The sequence below is a fragment of the Mesorhizobium sp. M8A.F.Ca.ET.021.01.1.1 genome (assembly GCF_003998025.1).
Classification (GTDB): Bacteria; Pseudomonadota; Alphaproteobacteria; order Rhizobiales; family Rhizobiaceae; genus Mesorhizobium.
The window spans coordinates 1-2,955 of sequence record NZ_RZSJ01000694.1 but is presented as its reverse complement, the minus strand read 5'-3'; the positions used below and the strand labels follow the sequence as shown (position 1 = coordinate 2,955).

3 protein-coding genes are annotated in these 2,955 nt (G+C 65.0%); 1 reads left to right on the top strand and 2 read right to left on the bottom strand.

Annotated elements, in window-relative coordinates:
• A partial coding sequence (locus EOA36_RS32345; RefSeq protein ID WP_127280887.1) for a DJ-1/PfpI family protein occupies window positions 1-811 on the bottom strand: 811 nt, incomplete at its 3' end.
• A 127-nt stretch (window positions 812-938) separates the two neighbouring features.
• On the opposite strand from EOA36_RS32345, the gene EOA36_RS32340 reads away from it, so the two are divergent.
• Window positions 939-1,583 carry a cysteine hydrolase family protein gene (locus EOA36_RS32340; protein WP_127280886.1) on the top strand — a complete coding sequence of 215 codons (645 nt, stop codon included), beginning with the start codon at window positions 939-941 and terminating at the stop codon, window positions 1,581-1,583.
• A 66-nt stretch (window positions 1,584-1,649) separates the two neighbouring features.
• On the opposite strand, the gene EOA36_RS32335 is transcribed toward EOA36_RS32340, so the two are convergent.
• Window positions 1,650-2,955: formate--tetrahydrofolate ligase (locus EOA36_RS32335; protein ID WP_127280885.1), on the bottom strand; the 1,306-nt coding region annotated here is incomplete at its 5' end.

Sequence of the window (2,955 nt, the reverse complement as noted above, 5' to 3'; positions counted from 1 at the left end):
GCGCCAGTTCGATCCGCTGGCTGGTCAGCCAGTCGCCAAAACTGGTGCCGATCGATTTCTGGAAGCGCCGGGTGAAGGTGCGCCGCGTCAGGCCCGCGGCTTCGGCGACGCTGTCGAGGCTGTGCGTTTCGCCAAGCGTCGCGCGAACCGCGTCGAGCGCCCCGGTGAAGCGGTCGGCCTTGGCGCTTTTTGCCACGGGACGCTCGATGAACTGCGCCTGTCCACCCTGCCGGTGCGGCGAAAGCACGACGTGCCGGGCGAGCCGCAGCGCCGCCTCCGCGCCGTAGCGGGCGCGCACGATGTGCAGGCAGCAGTCGAGCCCGGCGGCGACGCCGGCGGAGGTGACGATGTCGCCATCATCGACATAGAGCACGTCGGCATCGACTGAAACGTCGGGATGGAGAGCCCGCAACTGCTCCGTATAGGCCCAGTGGGTGGTGGCTTTTCGGCCCGAAAGCAGGCCGGCGGCGGCGATGGCAAAGGTGCCGAGACACAGGCCCACGATCAGCGCGCCGCGCCGGTGGGCGCGGCCGAGCGCGTCCTCGAGCGGTTTGGCCAGGGGCGCCTCGAGATCCTTCCAGCTCGGGATGATGACCATATCGGCGTCCTCGAGCGCGGCAAGCCCGTGCGGGACCATGATGCTCAGCCCGGCATCGGTCCGGATCAGCCCTTCCTCGATCCCGCAGACACGGAAGTCGAAGCGCGGCAGGCCAAGGCTGGTGCGGTCCGCGCCAAACACCAGGCAAGGCACGGAGAGATGGAACGGGCTGATGCCGTCGAAGGCGAGGACGGCGATGATGGGAGCGGTCATGAGGCGATTTTCCAGTGTGAATGCGGATTGTCCCAATTCTTTTGAATGATGTCAATCGGGCCACTTTTGACTGCCCGCCAACCATCCTATTTTCGGTCCGTCGCATTCAAGCCGGAAGGAAAACACCATGTCTGACCTAGCCAACACCGCGCCGCGCCGGGCGCTCGTCGTCATCGACGTCCAGAACGACTATGACGGCGGCAACCTGGCCATCCAGCATCCGCCGTTCCGCGACAGCGTCGTCAACGTGACACGCGCCATGGATGCCGCCGCCGCTGCCGGCATCAAGGTGGTGGTCGTCAAGCAGATGGCGCCCGAGACGTCGCCGATCTTCGCCAAGGGCAGCCATGGCGGCGAACTGCATCCCGAGATCGCCAAGCGTCGTCGCGACCACTATGTCGAGAAGAATTTGCCGAGCGCCTTTACCGGCACCGATCTCGAGGCCTGGCTGCGCGCCAACGCCGTCGATACGATCGCGGTCATCGGTTACATGACGCACAATTGCGACCTGTCGACCATCATCCACGCCGTGCATATGGGCTTCGCGGTCGAGTTCCTGTCCGACGCAACCGGTTCGGTGCCCTACGCCAACAGCGCCGGCTATGCCTCGGCCGAGGAAATCCATCGCGTGGTGAGCATCATCCTGCAGTCCCGTTTCGCTGCCGTGCTCAAGACCGCCGAATGGATCGACTGCCTGAAGACCGGCACGCTGCCGGAACGCGACACCATCTACGTGTCCAACCAGCGGGCACTGGCGCGCAGCGCCGCGTAGCACGATCCGCAAACAGAAAGGGCGCCGCGTCGCTACGGCGCCCTTTCCGGTCGATATGGCAGGATCCTAGAACAGGCCTTCGATCTGGCCGGCCTCGTTGAGGAAGATCTTCTCCGACGACGGCTTGCTTGGCAGGCCAGGCATGGTCATGACCTCGCCGCAGATGATGACGACGAAGCCCGCGCCGGCCGAAAGCCTGACCTCGCGCACCGGCACGGTGTGGCCGGTCGGCGCGCCGCGCAGGTTTGGATCCGTCGAGAAGGAGTACTGGGTTTTGGCCATGCACACCGGCAGGTTGCCGTAGCCGGCCTGCTCCCAGGCGTGCAACTGGTCGCGCACCGACTTGTCGGCGATCGCCTCCGAGCCGCGATAGATTCGCTGCACGATGGTGTTGATCTTCTCGAACAACGGCATGGCATCGGGATAGAGCGGCGCGAACTGCGAGGCGCCGGATTCGGCCAGCGCCACCACCTTGTTGGCGAGGTCCTCGATGCCGGCCGAGCCCTTGGCCCAGTGCTTGCACAGGATAGCCTCTTCGCCCATCGAGGCGACATAGTCCTTCATCGCCTGAATCTCGGCGTCGGTGTCGGAATAGAAGTGGTTGATGGCAACCACCGCCGGCACGCCGAACTGGCGGATGTTCTCGATGTGGCGGCCGAGATTGGCGCAGCCCTTCTTCACCGCCTCGATGTTTTCCTTGCCGAGGTCTTCCTTCTTGACGCCGCCATTCATCTTCATGGCGCGCACGGTGGCGACGATGACGGCTGCCGCCGGCTTCAGGCCCGCCTTGCGGCACTTGATGTCGAAGAATTTCTCGGCGCCAAGATCGGCGCCGAAGCCGGCTTCGGTGACGACGTAGTCGGCGAGCTTCAGCGCCGTGGTGGTGGCGACGACCGAGTTGCAGCCATGCGCGATATTGGCGAACGGGCCGCCATGGACGAAAGCCGGGTTGTTCTCCAGCGTCTGTACCAGGTTCGGCTGCATGGCGTCCTTGAGCAGCACGGCCATGGCGCCGTCGGCCTTGAGGTCGCGGGCGAAAACCGGCGTCTTGTCGCGGCGATAGGCGACGATGATGTCGCCGAGGCGCTTTTCCAGATCCTTCAGGTCGGTAGCGAGGCACAGGATCGCCATGACTTCGGAGGCGACGGTGATGTCGAAGCCGGCTTCGCGCGGGAAACCGTTGGCGACGCCGCCGAGCGAGGCGATGATCTCGCGCAGCGCGCGGTCGTTCATGTCCATGACGCGGCGCCACACCACGCGGCGGGTGTCGATGCCGAGTTCATTGCCCCAGTAGATGTGGTTGTCGATCAGCGCCGACAGAAGGTTGTGCGCCGTGGTGATGGCGTGGAAGTCGCCGGTAAAGTGGAGGTTC

Coding starts and splice junctions, on each gene's coding strand:
- EOA36_RS32340 (WP_127280886.1), top strand. CDS start 939: ATGTCTGACCTAGCCAACACCGCGCCGCGCCGGGCGCTCGTCGTCATC.